Annotated in this window: 15 protein-coding genes; 6 read left to right on the top strand and 9 right to left on the bottom strand. The window is 69.4% G+C overall.

Going from position 1 to position 14,505, the window contains the following annotated elements:
* Window positions 1-3 precede the first annotated feature (3 nt).
* From ABZU53_RS04540 to ABZU53_RS04520, 5 genes are all read right to left on the bottom strand, one after another.
* Complete coding sequence (locus ABZU53_RS04540; RefSeq protein WP_355063832.1) at window positions 4-405, bottom strand: YciI family protein; 402 nt, start codon at window positions 403-405, stop codon at window positions 4-6.
* A 94-nt stretch (window positions 406-499) separates the two neighbouring features.
* Complete coding sequence (locus tag ABZU53_RS04535) at window positions 500-2,635, bottom strand: alpha-galactosidase (RefSeq protein WP_355063831.1); 2,136 nt, start codon at window positions 2,633-2,635, stop codon at window positions 500-502.
* Window positions 2,632-3,546: a carbohydrate ABC transporter permease gene (locus tag ABZU53_RS04530; protein WP_354855412.1), complete on the bottom strand. Its 915-nt coding sequence runs from the start codon at window positions 3,544-3,546 to the stop codon at window positions 2,632-2,634. The genes ABZU53_RS04535 and ABZU53_RS04530 overlap by 4 nt, the downstream gene beginning before the upstream one ends.
* Window positions 3,543-4,499 (bottom strand): sugar ABC transporter permease, encoded by a 957-nt coding sequence (locus ABZU53_RS04525; protein WP_354855411.1) that lies wholly within the window; start codon window positions 4,497-4,499, stop codon window positions 3,543-3,545. The genes ABZU53_RS04530 and ABZU53_RS04525 overlap by 4 nt, the downstream gene beginning before the upstream one ends.
* A 21-nt stretch (window positions 4,500-4,520) precedes the next feature.
* Window positions 4,521-5,849, bottom strand: coding sequence for an ABC transporter substrate-binding protein (locus ABZU53_RS04520; protein ID WP_354855410.1), 1,329 nt, complete (start codon window positions 5,847-5,849; stop codon window positions 4,521-4,523).
* Window positions 5,850-6,135: 286 nt separating this feature from the next.
* On the opposite strand from ABZU53_RS04520, the gene ABZU53_RS04515 reads away from it, so the two are divergent.
* Both ABZU53_RS04515 and ABZU53_RS04510 read left to right on the top strand, forming a co-directional pair.
* Complete coding sequence (locus tag ABZU53_RS04515; protein ID WP_355063829.1) at window positions 6,136-8,139, top strand: beta-galactosidase; 2,004 nt, start codon at window positions 6,136-6,138, stop codon at window positions 8,137-8,139.
* 37 nt (window positions 8,140-8,176) lie between these two features.
* Window positions 8,177-8,953: a DeoR/GlpR family DNA-binding transcription regulator gene (locus ABZU53_RS04510; protein ID WP_354855408.1), complete on the top strand. Its 777-nt coding sequence runs from the start codon at window positions 8,177-8,179 to the stop codon at window positions 8,951-8,953.
* Window positions 8,954-8,960: 7 nt separating this feature from the next.
* Here ABZU53_RS04510 and ABZU53_RS04505 read toward each other — a convergent pair whose 3' ends face one another.
* From ABZU53_RS04505 to ABZU53_RS04495, 3 genes are all read right to left on the bottom strand, one after another.
* Complete coding sequence (locus ABZU53_RS04505) at window positions 8,961-9,491, bottom strand: hypothetical protein (protein WP_355063827.1); 531 nt, start codon at window positions 9,489-9,491, stop codon at window positions 8,961-8,963.
* A 22-nt stretch (window positions 9,492-9,513) separates the two neighbouring features.
* Window positions 9,514-9,750, bottom strand: a complete 237-nt coding sequence (locus ABZU53_RS04500) for a hypothetical protein (protein WP_355064038.1) — start codon at window positions 9,748-9,750, stop codon at window positions 9,514-9,516.
* Window positions 9,751-9,833: 83 nt separating this feature from the next.
* The gene (locus ABZU53_RS04495) at window positions 9,834-10,082 is read right to left on the bottom strand and encodes a DivIVA domain-containing protein (RefSeq protein ID WP_354855406.1); all 249 of its coding nucleotides are present in this window, start codon (window positions 10,080-10,082) and stop codon (window positions 9,834-9,836) included.
* Window positions 10,083-10,415: 333 nt separating this feature from the next.
* Here ABZU53_RS04495 and ABZU53_RS04490 point away from each other — a divergent pair, with 333 nt between their 5' ends.
* The 4 genes from ABZU53_RS04490 (at window position 10,416) to ABZU53_RS04475 (ending at window position 13,746) form a co-directional block, all read left to right on the top strand.
* The gene (locus tag ABZU53_RS04490) at window positions 10,416-11,285 is read left to right on the top strand and encodes a helix-turn-helix transcriptional regulator (RefSeq protein WP_354855405.1); all 870 of its coding nucleotides are present in this window, start codon (window positions 10,416-10,418) and stop codon (window positions 11,283-11,285) included.
* Entirely contained in the window at window positions 11,282-11,503 is a 222-nt protein-coding gene (locus tag ABZU53_RS04485; protein WP_354855404.1) for a DUF397 domain-containing protein, read from the top strand. Before ABZU53_RS04490 ends, ABZU53_RS04485 begins: the two co-directional genes overlap by 4 nt.
* Before the next feature lie 117 nt (window positions 11,504-11,620).
* Window positions 11,621-12,670: a HEAT repeat domain-containing protein gene (locus ABZU53_RS04480; protein ID WP_355063825.1), complete on the top strand. Its 1,050-nt coding sequence runs from the start codon at window positions 11,621-11,623 to the stop codon at window positions 12,668-12,670.
* Between the two features lie 122 nt (window positions 12,671-12,792).
* Window positions 12,793-13,746 (top strand): sporulation protein, encoded by a 954-nt coding sequence (locus ABZU53_RS04475; protein ID WP_355063823.1) that lies wholly within the window; start codon window positions 12,793-12,795, stop codon window positions 13,744-13,746.
* A gap of 71 nt (window positions 13,747-13,817) precedes the next feature.
* On the opposite strand, the gene ABZU53_RS04470 is transcribed toward ABZU53_RS04475, so the two are convergent.
* Window positions 13,818-14,189, bottom strand: a complete 372-nt coding sequence (locus ABZU53_RS04470) for a hypothetical protein (RefSeq protein ID WP_354855401.1) — start codon at window positions 14,187-14,189, stop codon at window positions 13,818-13,820.
* Window positions 14,190-14,505: the final 316 nt, after the last annotated feature.

Below are 14,505 nucleotides of genomic sequence, written 5' to 3'. Positions count from 1 at the left end.
CCCTCACAACTCCTCGGTGGGTGCGGACATCACCGGGTGCACCTCGATCGGCATGTTCAGCGGCCGGCCACCGGGGCCGGGCGCGGTGGAGATGTACGCGGCCACCTCCACCGCCCGCTGCGGGCTGTCGCAGTCGACGATCCAGAAGCCGGCGAGGAACTCCTTCGTCTCGGCGAACGGCCCCTCCGTGACCACCGGCGTCCCGCCCTCGCCGGCACGCACGATCCGCGCCTGCTGCGGGCCACCGAGGCCCTGCGCGTCGACCCACTCCCCGGCGGCGGTCAGCTTCTCATTGACCTCGCCCATGAACGCGATGTGGGCCCGGACCTCGTCCGGGGTCCAGGTGTCGATGCTCGGGAAGTCGGTCCCGGTGGCGCTGAACTGCATCAGCAGCATGTACTTCATGGTTCGCCCCTCACGTCCGCGCACCGTGGTCGGTGCTCTCACCCTGAGGTAGAAGCACGCGTCACCGTTCTCGACACTCCGGCGGAAGAAATTTCTAGCTGGCCTCGTCGACCTCCAGCACCAGGCTCTGCTCCGGGTGCAACGCGGGCAGCTGCACACCCACCCGGGCCAGCGCCGCTCCGCTGAGCGTGACACCGGAGGCCAGCCACGGTGGCGCGGCCCGCTCGATGGTCGCCGGGGGCGGCACGTCCGCCACCGCTCGTACCCGGTAACGCCGCGTCGGATCGAGGCCGGGCAGACGTACCGCGCCCGGGGTCTGCGCCACCGAGGTGGCGAGCCGTGCCACCGCGTACACCGCTCGGGTCTTGTCACCCGCGACCACGCCGTGCGCCCAGACGGCCGGGTCCGGGTGGTCGACGCGGACCACCCGGCCGGCGTGCAGCAGCGGACGCAGCCGCTTGTGCAGCGCCACCCAGGCGGCCAACTCGGCCTGTTCGGCAGCGCTGATCGAGGCGATGTCCCACTCGATCCCGTGGTGGCCGAACAGCGCGGTGGCCGCCCGGAAGCCCAGGTCGTGCACGCGGTTGGTGGTGTGCGAGCGTTCCGGGCCGATGTGCGTGCCGATCAGCTCCGGAGGCAGCAGCAGACCGGTCCAGCGTTGGATGCTGAGCCGTTCCAAGGCGTCGTTGCAGTCGCTGGCCCAGACCCGGTCGGTGCGGGCCAGGATGGCCAGGTCCACCCGGGCGCCGCCGGACGAGCAGCTCTCGATCTCGACGCCGGGATGCCGGCGGCGCAGCTCGTCGAGGAGGCGGTAGACCGCGAGGGTCTGCCCGTGCACCCCGGGCCGGCCGCGGTGCCCGGCCTCGGTGAGGTCCCGGTTGTGGTCCCACTTGAGGTAGCTGATGCCGGGGTGGTCGCGCAGCAGCGCGTCGAGGCGTTCCAGCACGTGGTCGTACGCCTCCGGGCGGCCCAGGTCGAGCACCTGCTGGTTGCGCCAGGCCGGCGGCAGCCGCCCCGGCACGGCCAGCAGCCAGTCCGGGTGCGCGCGGAACAGGTCGGAGTCGGGATTGACCATCTCCGGCTCCACCCACAGGCCGAACTGAAGGCCCTGGCCGGTCACGTGGTCGATGAGCGGTTGCAGGCCGTCGGGCCAGACGCCCTCGTCGACGTACCAGTCGCCGAGCCCGGCGGTGTCGTCGCGCCGGCCGCGGAACCAGCCGTCGTCAAGCACGAACCGTTCCACGCCGAGGTGCGCGGCCCGGTCGGCGAGGGCCCGCAGCCGGTCCAGGTCGTGGTCGAAGTAGACCGCCTCCCAGACGTTGAGGGTCACCGGGCGGGGGGAGCGCGGGTGTCCGGGCCGGGCCCGCAGATGCGAATGGAGTACGTCGCTGAGCCCGTCCAGCCCGACGTCGGACCAGACGGCGTAGAGCAGTGGAGTGTCGTACTCCTCGCCGGGGGCGAGCCGGATCTCGCCGGGCGCCAGCAGTTCGCCGCCGCCGAGAGTGGACTCGCCGGTGGGGTGCCGCTCGGCGACGGTGACGTGGTCGCCGCTCCACGCGGTGTGCACCGCCCAGACCTCGCCGTGGCCGAAGCCGAACCCGGCGGCGCCGGCGACCAGCAACAGCGTGGCATCGTGCCCGGTGCGCCCGTGCCGGCCCTCGCGGACCCACGCGCCGTGCTGCCAGGGATGCCGCTGTGGCGAGCGTTCCCGACACCAGCGGCCGGTCAGGTCGAGCAGTTCGGTGGCGACCGCCGGCACCGGCAGCACCGGCGTCAGCCCGTGCACCTCGTACGCGCCGTCGCCGTCGTTGCGCAGGCGATGGCGAATGGTCAGCAGGCCGTACCGGTCCAGCGTGATCTCGACGGTCAGGCCGAGCCCGGCGACCCCGTCCGACGCCCGCACGGTGACCCGCGCCGGAGCGTCGGAGGGCTGGTCGACGTCGAGACCGTCGAGCCGGAACGCGGTGGACCAGTCCTGCCCGTCACGATGCCCGACCAGTCCCGGCCGACCGCTCCAGCCGGCGCTCGCCTCCGGCAGCAGGGACAGCGCGGGCGGCTCGTCGAAGCTGCTCGGCACCACGGGTGGCACTGTCGCGTCGGTGAGCTGGCGCAGGGCGTCGTCGTCGAGGTCGCCGACGTCGCCGCCCCAGTGCACGACGCGGGGCAGCCCCGGGCCGCGCGCGTCGAGCACCAGGCTGGTCCGCGCGCGGCGCAGGTGCAGGATCGTCATCCTTTGGAGGCTCCCAAGGTCAGGCCCCGGACGAAGTGCCGCTGGAGCATAAAGAAGATCACCAGGGTGGGGATCGCGACGAGCACGCTGCCCGCCGAGACCAGGTTGTTGTCGGTGAAGAACTCGCCGCGCAGGTTGTTGAGCGAGCTGGTCACCGGGAACTTGTCGCCGGTGCGCATGAGGACGGTGGCCCAGAAGAACTCGTTGTAGATCCAGGTCACCTCCAGGGTGGCGAGCGCTGCCAGGGCCGGCCGGCACAGCGGCATGGTGACCTGCCAGTACTGCCGCCAGACGCTGGCCCCGTCGACCATCGCCGCCTCGTACAGGTCGCGGGGCAGCGCCTTCATGTAGTTGCTGAGCACGAAGACGCAGAACCCGCACTGGAAGGCCACGTTGATCAGGATCAGGCCCCAGTAGCTGTCGTAGAGCAGTTCGGAGTCACTCATGAACTCCGGCAGCGGCACCTCGGTGAACAGCCGGAACAGCGGGATGAGCAATGCCTGCTGGGGCAGCAGGTTGGCGGCGGTGAACACCCCGAGCAGGACGAGGTTGATCTTCCAGTTGAACCGGGCGATGACGAACGCCACGCAGGAGGCGAGGAAGAGCGTCAGCAGCACCGCCGGCACGGTGATGTAGACCGAGTTGAGGAAGTGTTTGCCGAACTCCGCTGTCCGCCACGCGGTGACGTAGTTGTCGAAGGTCCAGCCGCCGAATGAGACGTAGCCGTTGGCGGCCGTGTAATCGTAGGAGCGCAGCGAGGTCAGCACCGCCCAGGCGATCGGGAAGAGCCAGGCCAGCGAGACGACGATGAGGAAGCCGTGCAGCAGCAGCCGCGCCGGGGTCAGCTTGCGGCGGCGGACCGGGGTGTCGGTGCCACCCTCGGTACGCCGGGTCACTGTCGCGGTGCTCATTCCCGGTCCTCCCTCATCACGGTCGCCAGGTAGATGGTGATGAAGACCAGCGAGACGACCAGCATGATCGTCGCCAGCGCGGAGCCGAAGCCGATCCGGCTCGCCTCACCCACCACGTTCTGGGTGACCAGTGCCGAGATCAGCTCCAGACCGTTGCGTCCCTTGTTGACGACCCAGACCAGGTCGAACGCGCGCAGCGACTCGATCACCGTCACCACCAGCACGATGATGTTGATCGGCCGCAGCACCGGGAACACCACCCGGAAGAACGTCCGGCTCTCCGACGCGCCGTCGACCGCCGCGGCCTCCCGCAGCGACGGGTCGACGCCCTTCAGGCCGGCGAGGTAGAGCAGCATGATGTAGCCGACGTGCCGCCAGCCGGAGGCGATCATGACCGCCCAGATGTTGACGTTCGAGTCGCCGTACCAGTCGACGTTGCTGCCGAAGACGGCGTTGATGAGACCCTGGTCGCGGGAGTAGAGCAGCTGCCAGACGAAGCCGATCAGTGCCAGCGAGAGCACCACCGGCAGGTACAGCGCCGTCTGGTAGAAGCGGCTGCCGCGCAGCTCCTTGTCGAGCAGCACGGCCAGGAACATGCCGAACGGGGTGGCGACCACGAACAGCACGGCCAGCCAGAGCAGGTTGTGCTGGATCGCCGGCACGAACGGCGGGTAGATGTTCACGACGTCGCTGTAGTTGCGAGCGCCGACGAAGTCGATCTCGTTCAGTGGGCCGATGCCGTCCCAGTCGGTGCTGGAGAGCACCACGGTCGCCAGCGCCGGCAGCCAGACGAAGGCGGTGACGAGCAGCAGCGGGACGAGCACCATCAGCGTGATGACCACGCGGTCGGTGCGGGACAGGAGCCGTAGCCGCCGGCGACGACCACCCGTTGAGGTGGTCGCGGCCGGCGGCGGCACGGCGCGATCCGCTTGGATCAGGGGCAGGTCGGACACGATGTCCTCCCCCTTCCGCCGTCAGTCAGTGAAGATCGACTTCTTCTGGTTCTCGATGGACGACGTGAGACCGTCGATGTCCTTGGGGTTCTTGATGAACTGCTGGATCGCCGGGATCATCACCGTGGAGGCGAAGTCCGGCCGGGTGTCCCGGTCGAGGAACTGCGCGATCTCGGTGGCCGACCCGACCAGCTCGGCGGCCTTCTTCTGCAGCGCGGTGTAGCCACTGACGTCGGCGCCGGTGTTGGCGACCAGGGTGGTCGGGTCGCTCTTGACCGTGATGTCCGCGGCGGTCTTGCCGCCGAAGTACTCCATCAGCTTGCGGGCGTTGTCCTCGTTCTTGGGCTTGCGGGCCATCATGTAGCCGTCGATCGGGGCGTCCAGGGCCTTCGCGCCGATGGACGGGTCGATCTCGGGGAACGTGAAGAAGTCGAGGTCGCTCTGTTCGTCGTTGCTGAACTGCTGACCGACGAAGAGACCGAGCAGGTACATCCCGCTCTTCTTCTGCTGCAGCGACTGCGCGGCCTCCTGCCAGGTGCGGCCGAGGCTGTCCGGCTGGTGCAGGGGGAGCAGGCCGGCCCAGGTGTCGAAGACCTTCTTGACCTTGTCGGAGGTCCAGGCCTCCTTGCCGGCCATCAGGTCGACGTGGAACTGGTAGCCGTTGATCCGCAGGTTGAGGATGTCGAAGGTGCCCATCGCCGGCCAGCCGTCCTTGTCGGCGAAGGCGACGGGGATGAGGCCGTCCTTCTTCATCTGCGCGCCGAGCGCGGTGAACTGGTCCAGCGTGGTGGGCACCTGGTAGCCGTGCTGCTGCCAGACCGACTTGCGGTAGAAGACGGCCCACGGGTAGTACGACGCCGGGACGAAGTACTGCTTGCCGTCGTCGCCGGTGGACGCCTTCTTGAAGGCGTCCGAGTAGCCGGAGAGCTTGCCCCACACGTCGCTGATGTCGCTGGCCAGGCCCTTCTGGGCGAAGAAGCGCATCCGGTAGCCGGCGAACCAGGTGAAGACGTCGTCCGGCTTGCCCTGGAGGTAGTTGTTGATGTTCTCCTGGAACGTGTTGTGGTCGACCGTGTTCACCGCGACCTGGACGCCGGAGGCGGTCTTGAACCCGTCGGCGACCTTCGCGAGGACGTCCTTGGGCTTCGGGTCGGACTGGTTGGATCCGAGCGACACGTCCTTGCTGGACCCGCCGGAGCCGGAGTCGTCGCCGCAGCCGGCGAGCAGACCGGTGCCGAGCAGCGCGCCCGTGCCGGCCGCGCCGGCCAGCAGCGACCGTCGGTTGATGCCGGCGACGGAGGGCGGTACGAGCCGAGCCAGGTACTCGGCTTGGGATCGGGGACGGGACATCTGTGCCTCCTGCGGATGAAGAGGTGCTACGCCCAAGGGCCGTCAGGGGTGGTGAAGAGCGCGTCCGGCCTTGTGGATACGCATCGTGATCCACCGAGAATCCACATTGGCGAACACGATCGGCCAGTTGGGGCCTCAAGCTACCCCTCCATAGGCCGCTGTCAAGAGGGCTGTTCACCTCTGATAACCCAGTCGTGATACGGCTGTTACGTGGTAAACGTTGGAAACAAAGTCGATGTTGGAACCTGTTGACTTCCGTGCGGCGGCAGGTGCACCCTCAGCTGTCATGCGGCGATGGCAGGGGAACGGCATCTATTTCGGCGGCGACTACAACCCCGAGCAGTGGCCCGAGCAGACCTGGTCGGAGGACGTCGAGCTGATGCGTCGGGCCGGGGTCAACCTGGTCTCCGTCGGCATCTTCTCCTGGGCTCTGCTGGAGCCCGCTCCGGGCCGGTTCGAGTTCGGCTGGCTGGACCGGGTCCTGGATCTGCTGCACGACGGCGGCATCCAGGTCGACCTGGCCACCGCGACCGCCAGCCCGCCACCCTGGCTGGCCCGCGCGCACCCGGAGACGCTGCCCCGCCGGGCCGACGGCGCGATCCTCTGGCCGGGCGGCCGGCAGGCGTACTGCCCCAGTTCCCCGGTGTTCCGCGAGCGCTCCCTGGAGCTGGTGCGGGCGGTCGCCGGCCGGTACGCCGAGCATCCCGCCGTGGTCATGTGGCACGTCTCGAACGAGCTGGGCTGCCACAACGTGCACTGCTACTGCGACGTCAGCGCCGAGGCGTTCCGGGGCTGGCTGCGGGACCGCTACGGCGACCTGGACCGGCTCAACGACGCCTGGGGCACGGCCTTCTGGAGCCAGCGCTACGGCGACTGGGCCGAGATCAACCCGCCGCGCACCGCGCCGACCTTCGCCAACCCCACGCAGCAACTCGACTTCCTGCGCTTCTCCTCCGACGAGCAGCGCGCCCAACTGCGCGCCGAACGCGAGGTGCTGACGACGCTGGTCCGCCAGCCGGTCACCACCAACTTCATGATCGGCATGGGCGTCAAGCACATGGACTACCACTCCTGGGCCCCCGATGTGGACCTGGTGTCCAACGACCACTACCTGACCGCCGCCAACCCGCAGGCGCACCTCGGGCTGGCGTTCGCCGCCGACCACACCCGGGGCGTCGCCGGCGGCGACCCGTGGCTGCTCATGGAGCACTCCACCAGCGCGGTCAACTGGCAGCCGCGCAACGTGGCCAAGCTGCCCGGGCAGCTGCGCCGCAACAGCCTGGCGCACGTCGCCCGCGGCGCCGACGGGGTGCTGTTCTTTCAGTGGCGGGCCTCCCGGGCCGGCGCGGAGAAGTTCCACTCCGCGCTTGTGCCGCACGCCGGCCCGGACACCAAGGTGTTCCGCGAGGTCTGCCAGCTCGGCGCGGATCTCAAGGCGCTGGCCGAGATCCGCGGCAGCCGGGTGGACGCCGACGTGGCGATCCTGTTCGACTGGGAGGCGTGGTGGGCGGTCGAGCTGGACTCGCACCCCAGCGCCGACGTCACCTACGCCGACCGGATGAACGCCCTCTACGGCGCGCTGTGGCGGGCCGGCGTGACCGCCGACATCGTCCACCCGTCGGCCGACCTCAGCGGCTACCGTCTGGTCCTGGTGCCCACTCTCTACCTGGTCCGCGACACCGACGCCGACGCGCTGCGCCGGTTCGTCGAGGCCGGTGGCACGGCGGCCGTCACCTACTTCAGCGGCATCGTGGACCCCAACGACCACATCCGGCTGGGCGGCTACCCGGGCGCCTTCCGGGACCTGCTGGGCGTACGGACCGAGGAGTTCTTCCCGCTGCGCGACGGCGAGCGGGTCCGGCTCGACGACGGCAGCACCGCCGACGTGTGGACCGAATGGCTGCACGCCGACGACGCCGAGGTGCTGGCGTCGTACACCGACGGGCCCCTGCCGGGTGTGCCTGCGCTGACCCGGCGGCCGGTCGGCGCGGGCGCCGCCTGGTACGTCGGCACCCGGCTGGACGAACCGGCCACCGACCGGCTCGTCGCCCGGCTGCTCGACGAGGCCGGCGTCCGCCCGGCGGCGCAGGCGCCGACCGGGGTGGAGGTGGTACGACGACGCGACGGCGAGCGGACCTGGCTGTTCGCGATCAACCACACCGAGACCGAGGTACGCGTCGCGGCGCGCGGCACCGAGCTGTTGACCGGGACGCGGTGTGCGGGTGAGCTGACAGTGCCGGCCGGCGAGGTGGCCGTGGTCCGCGAGGACCGGGCCGACGAGTCGGCCTGACCCGGCGACCAGCGCGGCGCGAAGGAGGTTCCCTGAGATGCTGGCCCAGCAGCGGCAGACCGCCATCCTCGATCTGATCCGCCAGCGTGGCGGCGTGCGGGTGAGCCACCTGGTCAGCCGGTTCGGCGTGTCCGACATGACGATCCGGCGCGACCTGGAGGTGCTGGCCGAGCGCGGCCTGGTGGACAAGGTCCACGGCGGCGCGACCCTCGCCGGCCCGGGCTCGGCCGAGGAGCCCGGGTTCGCCGCGAAGTCGATCCGCCAGCAGACGGAGAAGCGGGCCATCGCCGAGCGGGCGGCGACGATGGTGGAGCCGGGGATGGCCATCGCGCTGTCCGCCGGGACGACCACTGCCGCGCTGGCCACCCTGCTCTCCGATGTGCACGGGCTGACCGTGGTGACCAACTCGATCCCGGTGGCCGACGCGCTCTACCAGAACCCGCGCGCCGACCAGACGGTCGTGTTGACCGGTGGCATCCGTACCCCGTCGGACGCGCTGACCGGTCCGGTGGCCGAGGCCGCGATCAGCGCGCTCAACGTCGACCTGCTGTTCCTGGGTGTGCACGGGCTCAGCCCGCGTACCGGCTTCACCACGCCGAACCTGCTGGAGGCCGGCGTCAACCGGTGTCTGATCGGCGCGGCCCGCCGGCTCGTGGTGCTCGCCGACCACACCAAGTGGGAGACGATCGGCATCGCCACCATCGCCCCGCTGGAGGCGGCCGACGTGCTGATCACCGACCGAGGGCTGCCAGCGGACGCCCGCACCACGATCGGCGAACAGGTAGGCGAACTGGTCGTCGTGGAGACCGGTTAGGACTCGTCTAATGATCGTTCAGCATGAACAGGAGCGTGTGATGCTGCACGTCCAGGAACACCACCCGCCAGCGTGTCGACGGTAGCGCATCGTTGTAGGTCTGACTGTGCAGCCACTGTGGCTTGGTCGGGAGGAACGGTGCGAGGTCCGGTCGCACGTCCGTAGGCGTGTGTGAGTGGATCAGCTCGGCCGGGTCGATGTTGGTGAACGAAACGAACTCGAACCGCTCGGCCAACCGGTGTGCGTCCTCGGGACGCAGGATGATGACGCCCTGGTATTCCCAGTCCGTCGGGCCCGGCATCCGTGAACACGGATTGCCCAACGCGCGCGCTTGCCAGTGAATCTCCGAATAGTCGCCGATAAACGGAAGCTCATCCGGCGGCTCCCAGCGGCTGACCCGGACCTTCGCCTCGTCGAGCTGCCGCTGCTCCTGGCATCCACGCGTCTCGTCAACCGCTGCCGTGTCGCACCCGACCACCGCCAGCAACGCGACCGCCGCAGCGAGCACGGCGGCGTGTGCCCGTCTCCCCATTGTCATCGTCCACGAGGATAGATGTGGGTCAGGGATCCTCGACAGGAGAGCAGGGTCCGTCGTGGTCGGCCGGCCGCGCACATCGCCGGCGATCGGGCATGATCCGGTCACAGAAGACCCAGTGTCGTACGTGCTGCGCGTCCTCGGCCGACACGGTGATGCCGCCGATGTCGATCTGTGACGTCGCGGTCAGCGACCGGGCGAGAGCACGGGCCAATTCCAGTGCGCCGGCCAGGTCGACAACCGCCACCGGCAGGTGGATCACGTGCCGGGGCGGCGGTTCGGGCGGCTCGGTGAACGCCAGCACGGCGGCCCGAGGCAGCGGTACGAAGACCCGATCCGGCGGAATCACCTTCGCTGCCCCTCGGACCAGGCGCCCTGCCGGGCCCGCAGCGCCCGCTTGACCCGCGCGTTCTCCTCGCTGAGCAGCGCCAGGTCGTGGTGCAGCGCGGTCAGGTCGAGCGCGACGCGGTGCAGGAACCGCCGCACCTCCCGGGGGTCGAGGCCCCTTCGGCCGAAGCCGACGGTGGCGAACTGGTGGTCGCGCACGTGCCGCGGATGCAGCCGTCCGCCGTCGTGGTGCGTGCCTCTGGTCATCGGTCACCTCTGTCGTCGTCGGTCGATGGTGGGTCGGGGTCGCGAGAGCGCCCTTCTTCGTGGTAGGTATTCGTGCAAGTCGGTTCGGAGCCGGGATTCGTACCTCCCGACGCTCTAGTTGAGACCCGACGAGAGCCGGTATGCGACTGCCACTCGCGAGGCCGCCTCTCGTCACCTTCTCGGCTGTTGGCACAGCTGCGGTTGCCGTGTTTGCACCGGGCTTCCCCGGGGGCCGGCGATCACCCTCACCCGCGGGCCACGTTTCCAGTGGCCCCGGCATTGGTGCAACGACACCAACGAAGTTCGTCATGAGGGACGTCAGAGAGGGGACCCATGCCCGCCAGGCGTGAATCGTTCGTCCAGACATTGCGTGCCCAGTGGCTCGGCCAGCAGATGCGACAGTTGCGGGAACAGCGCGGCATCACTCTCAAGCAGGCGGCCGAGTTTCTGGAGCGGGACTTTTCGTCCATCGCCCGCTGGGAGCGTGCCGAGTGGCCGTTCCGCCGAGGCGTTGTCGAATCGCTTCTCGATCTTTACGGCGAGCATGACGGGCGCGAGCGCAACCGCTTCCTCCAGCTTGCCGAAGACGCCTGGCGGACCGACCGCTGGGACGACGACTACGACGAGTTGGTGGACGCCTCGTTCATCGATTTCCCCTGGTTGGAGACCAGAGCCGAGCACATCTGCTCGTGGGATGCCTTCCTCATGCCGGGGCTGATGCAGACGGCGGCCTACGCGGAAGCGGTGATCCGTAACGCCGAGGGAGAGCAGGCATCGGATTTCTCGGTCCGCAAGTGGCTGCAACTGCGGGTCGACCGCCAGCGTGTGCTCACGCGCGATCCCGCCGTCCGTGTAGCGGCGGTCATCGACGAAAGCGTTCTTCGTCGACCAGTCGGGAGTCCGGCCGTGATGCGCGGCCAACTACAACACCTCGCCGGGCTGATGCGACGGCAGAACATCGACGTCCGCGTGTTGCCATCGCGGGTCGGCCTGCACGCCGGGCTGGACGGCTCATTCGTTCTCTTCCGGATGCCGAAGCCGTATCCCGAGGTGGCCTATGCGGAGACTCTGGGTGGGCGCCGGTTCATGGAATCTCCGAAGTCGAGACGGTACGCGCTTGCGTACCATCGCCTGCAGGATGTCGCGCTCGATCAGCGCGAGGCGGCCGAGCTGATCGCGAAGATCACGGAGGAACTGCCATGAACGAAGCCCTGCCGGCCGTGGCCTGGCACATCAGCACTCGCAGCAACAGTAACGGCGGGAGCTGTGTCGAAGCGGGGCCTGTTCTCGACGGTTCTGGTCGGGTGGCGGTGCGGGACAGCAAGGACCGCGCGGCGGCGACCCTCGTCTACGGCGTCAGCGGCTGGACTGCCTTCGTCAACGGGGTCAAAGACGGCACGTTCGGCCGCACCGAGCCGTGATCGACTCGACATCGCCGATGTCGGGGTGTCCCGGCCGGCTGATAGCCCCATATCGGCGATGTCGAGTCGATCAAAAGTTGGTGGCGGCAGCGACTGGCCGGGGGCACCATGTCGAGCGTGGAGGCGCACGAGGTGGCGGACCTGTTCGACCGGGCGGTGCAGCGGTTGCGGCGTACCGTCGAGGACGGCGACTCCGACGACGGGTCGGAGCTGCTCCGGCAGGCGGCTGGCGCGGGCGTGGTGGCCTTCCAGCTGGCTGTCGGCAAACTCGCTGATCCGGACCGCGTGGTACGCGCGGCGGCGTGCGACCTGCTCGGCTACGCGAGCGCTGTGCACGGGGACGACCTGCGTGCGGCCGCCGCGACGGCCCTGATCTCGCTGGCCAGCACCGAAGTCGATCCCGAGGTGCACTGGTCGATTGCTCGCGCCCTGGGCGCGACCTGCGATCCCCGCGCCCTGCCGACCCTTGTCACCCTCGCGGGCAGTCCCGACAGCGACGTACGGTTCCAGGTCGCTGTCGCGGTGCCGGCGGTCCTCGACGATCCTCCGGCCGAAGCCGGCGAGGCGGTGCTGATCGACCTGTCCACCGATTCCGATACCGCCGTGCGGGAGTGGGCCACCTTCGGGCTCGGCTGGGTGAGCACCGCCGACGGGAACGCCGTCCGCCGGGCGCTGTGGGACCGTACCCGCGACGTCGACCAGGAGGTACGCGCGGAAGGTGCCCGAGGGCTGGCCCGGCGGCGGGACGCACGGGCACTTCCACTGGTACGCGAGATGCTCTCCCACGACGAGGTCCACAGGTTCACCATCCGGGCCGCCGCGTACCTGGCAGATCCGTCACTGCTGCCGCTGCTGGACGGCTTCGATCCCGACGCGGACCACGTCGCCGAGGCCCTGCGCGAATGCGATCCGCTGCGTCGTGACCGGCGGAACGACCTGGCATGGCGGCTACTGCTCGCGGTGCACCGGCGTCGGCCCGACTGGGAGGTCACCGTCGCCGGCGAGCGGTGCAACCTCGACCTTGATCTCGATGTCACCGATGGCGCCGACCGCTCGGGTCACTGGTGTGTCGACGGGCTGCTCCGCCGGGCCGGCTACGATCCCGAGCGCGCAGCCGACCTGGCGATCGGGGATCTGACCCCCGGCATGATCCGCGCGCGACGCTGATCGACACCAGGTCGCCGGTGTGGCGCGCTCACAGCCATCTCACAGGGGTGCTGGATAGGGTGCCCGTCGAGTCAACGTCCGACTCCAACACAGGAGCGGTCGGCTGTCGCACAGGAGTTTCGATGGTCTTCAAGAAGATGTTGAGCGCGTTCGGTGTGGGCGGTCCCAGTGTGGACACCGTGCTGACCAACCCCAACACCCGGCCCGGCCTGACCCTCGACGGGCAGGTCAACCTCGTCGGCGGTGAAAGCCCGGCGGCCATCGAGCAGGTGGTGATCGGTCTGGTCACCCGGGTCGAGGTCGAGGGCCACGACACGGAGTACGCGGGCACCATGGAGTTTCACCGGATGGCCGTCAGTGGCGCGTTCCAGCTCGCGCCCAAGCAGGAGTTGTCGATCCCGTTCCAGCTCCCGGTGCCGTGGGAGACCCCGATCACCGACGTGTACGGCCAGCGCCTGCACGGCATGACGATGGGCCTGCGGACGGAGCTGTCGGTGGCCCGCGCGGTCGACAAAACCGACCTGGACCACGTGGCGGTGCACCCGTTGCCTGTGCACGAGCGGATCCTGGAGGCGTTCCAGCGCCTCGGTTTCCGGTTCAAGCACGCCGACCTGGAGCGCGGTCACATCCGCGGCGTGCAGCAGACGCTGCCGTTCTACCAGGAGATCGAGTTCTTCGCCTCCCCGCAGTACGCGGGCACCATCAACGAGGTCGAGCTGACCTTCGTGACGAGTCAGCGTGGTGTCGAGGTGATCCTGGAGTGTGACAAGCGGGGCGGCTTCCTCAGCGCCGGGCACGACGCGTTCGGCCGCTACCAGGTGTCGCACGCCGACGTCGACCGCGTCGACTGGGCGCAGGTCGTCGACGGTTGGCTGCGCGAGACGACGTCCCGCTACGGCAGCCTGCGCTCCCAGTACGGCCACGGCCACGGTCATGGCCGCGGGCACGGCGGTATGGGCGGCGTGGGCGGCATGGTGGCCGGCGCGGCGCTCGGCGTCGCCGGCGGCATGATCGCCGGCGAGATGATCGAGGACGCCTTCGAGGGCGACTTCGGCGACTTCGGCGGCGACGAGTAACGCCTCCACAGACGACGGTGGCCTCCGGGAGAACTCTCCCGGAGGCCACCGTGCGCTGTGCTGTCACCCGGTCAGTGCCGGGCCTTGCGCTCCTCGCTGCTGCGCCAGTTGCTGCCGGCCTTGGCCAGGCCGCGGCTACCGAGGTAGCCCAACGTCAGCAGGGTGATCAGGAACCAGGCGTTGTCGGCCCGGAAGATGTCCACTCCGGCCGAGTTCCGCCCGACGACCTGCGACGCGCCCAGTACGGCGGCCACCGCGATCAGGTAGATCCAGAACTCGGTGGTCTTGAAGGCCTGCTTGGTCTCCGTACCGGGTGCCTGCATGTCGTTGCGACGCCCGTCGTGCATGACCGGCATCTGCTGCGTCTCCCGCATCGCTGCGGGATTCTGCGGGTCGTTCATCGGCCGGTTCATCGGCCGGGTGGAAGCAGCCTGCGTGCTCATCTGGTCCTCCTCAGGATGCGATGAGTCGTACCTGCATTCCCTCGCCCCGCTACCGCGTGTCGGCCACGGCACGGTTCGCTTGCACGGCGGGGACGCCCCCCGACTACCCGAGGCCGCCGACCAGGTAACACTCCTCGGCTCGAAAAAGAATCGACGACGGCTGGCCACGCAGTGGTCGGCGCGGTCGTCGGACGGGTCTCACCGTTGGGGCACATCGGGGCGGATGTCCGTTTCCCGCTCGGCACCTGAGCACTGCGGGTTTGGTCGACGGGTGGCCGGGCACGCAGTCAGTTCCACAGCTTCTGCGAGGTGATGG

Source organism: Micromonospora sp. NPDC005194, from assembly GCF_040608335.1.
Taxonomy (GTDB): domain Bacteria; phylum Actinomycetota; class Actinomycetes; order Mycobacteriales; family Micromonosporaceae; genus Micromonospora.
The sequence above is the reverse complement of the archived record's forward strand: the minus strand, read 5'-3'. Positions and strand labels throughout refer to the sequence as shown.

Coding starts and splice junctions, on each gene's coding strand:
- ABZU53_RS04540 (WP_355063832.1), bottom strand. CDS start 405: ATGAAGTACATGCTGCTGATGCAGTTCAGCGCCACCGGGACCGACTTC.
- ABZU53_RS04535 (WP_355063831.1), bottom strand. CDS start 2,635: ATGACGATCCTGCACCTGCGCCGCGCGCGGACCAGCCTGGTGCTCGAC.
- ABZU53_RS04530 (WP_354855412.1), bottom strand. CDS start 3,546: ATGAGCACCGCGACAGTGACCCGGCGTACCGAGGGTGGCACCGACACC.
- ABZU53_RS04520 (WP_354855410.1), bottom strand. CDS start 5,849: ATGTCCCGTCCCCGATCCCAAGCCGAGTACCTGGCTCGGCTCGTACCG.
- ABZU53_RS04515 (WP_355063829.1), top strand. CDS start 6,136: ATGCGGCGATGGCAGGGGAACGGCATCTATTTCGGCGGCGACTACAAC.
- ABZU53_RS04510 (WP_354855408.1), top strand. CDS start 8,177: ATGCTGGCCCAGCAGCGGCAGACCGCCATCCTCGATCTGATCCGCCAG.
- ABZU53_RS04505 (WP_355063827.1), bottom strand. CDS start 9,491: ATGACAATGGGGAGACGGGCACACGCCGCCGTGCTCGCTGCGGCGGTC.
- ABZU53_RS04495 (WP_354855406.1), bottom strand. CDS start 10,082: ATGACCAGAGGCACGCACCACGACGGCGGACGGCTGCATCCGCGGCAC.
- ABZU53_RS04490 (WP_354855405.1), top strand. CDS start 10,416: ATGCCCGCCAGGCGTGAATCGTTCGTCCAGACATTGCGTGCCCAGTGG.
- ABZU53_RS04485 (WP_354855404.1), top strand. CDS start 11,282: ATGAACGAAGCCCTGCCGGCCGTGGCCTGGCACATCAGCACTCGCAGC.
- ABZU53_RS04475 (WP_355063823.1), top strand. CDS start 12,793: ATGGTCTTCAAGAAGATGTTGAGCGCGTTCGGTGTGGGCGGTCCCAGT.
- ABZU53_RS04470 (WP_354855401.1), bottom strand. CDS start 14,189: ATGAGCACGCAGGCTGCTTCCACCCGGCCGATGAACCGGCCGATGAAC.